Raw genomic sequence first — 1114 nt, forward strand, 5'->3', positions numbered from 1 at the left:
ACTTTGCCAACCCCTATATCATCGTCGGTCAGACGATCCTCATTAACAAAGACCTCACGGGGTATATCAAGAGCTACAAAGACTTGAACAACCCCAAGTATACAGTCACCTCCAAGCTCGGTACCACCGGTGAGCAGGCGGTCAAAAGAATGATCCCCAGGGCCAAATATAAGAGCTTTGAGACCGAGCCTGAGGCGGCCCTCGAGGTGATCAACGGCAAGGCAGACGCCTTTGTCTACGACCTCCCCTACTGTGTCGTTTTCTGGGCCCAGAAGGGCGCCGGCAAACTGGTTTTCCTGGATAAGCCCTTCACTTTCGAGCCCCTGGGTTGGGCGCTGAAACAGGGTGATCCCGACTTCCTGAACTGGGTCAACAATTTTCTCTCCCAGATTAAGGGTGATGGCCGCTATGACAAGATCTATAACAAGTGGATCACCGGCACCGACTGGATCAAGGACGTTCAGTAGAGATCTTAAACACTTTATGCGTTCCGGGGGGCTGATATAGCCCCCCGTACCTTGTTAAACTAATATTGATAGGGTCGCAAAAAGTCCATTCGTGGCTTTTTGCTCCACGGAAAGCGAAAAGTGTCATTTTCGCTTTCCTTACAAATCAATGACTTACATTGCCGGTCATTGATTTGGGCGCCCCACCCGGGGCGCATTGATGACTTTTTGCGAAGTCATCAATGATCACGCGCTAAGATTAAAGTTTGGTTCATCCGGGAAATGAGTATCTGGAGCCTGATGAGGTTCTTCGACAGGCTCCCAGGTAATTAAAAGCCTTAACGCAGAGGGCCGCAGGTAGCGCCACCTTCCAGGCGCTGTCGCTAAGGGCCGCGGTTGAACCCCAGATCCGGTTTTTTCTAAGACCTGACTGCGAAACTCTGCGGGACGTGCGGCCTACCAGTGGGCCGCCTCTGCGTAACTCTGCGTTAATGCTTTCAACCGCTTCTACTGAAACTGCGCACGAGGGTGAGAGCAACCAGGTACGCATTATCCGGAAGACCCTTAAAAGAAAAAGGCCTGCATGATGATTTTCATGCAGGCCCTTTTCTTAATTTCTTTACGCTTTCAACCAGGCAAACTCGGGCCACTCGGCTCCACCTAGTGGG

The 1114-nt window shown here is 51.5% G+C and carries 1 protein-coding gene; it reads left to right on the forward strand.

Features of this window, described 5'->3' with window-relative positions:
* A partial coding sequence (locus KOO63_07035) for a transporter substrate-binding domain-containing protein (GenBank protein MBU8921557.1) occupies positions 1-467 on the forward strand: 467 nt, incomplete at its 5' end.
* Between the last annotated feature and the right edge of the window lie 647 nt (positions 468-1114).

The sequence above is a fragment of the Candidatus Latescibacterota bacterium genome, from assembly GCA_019038625.1.
Taxonomy (GTDB): Bacteria; Krumholzibacteriota; Krumholzibacteriia; order Krumholzibacteriales; family Krumholzibacteriaceae; genus JAGLYV01.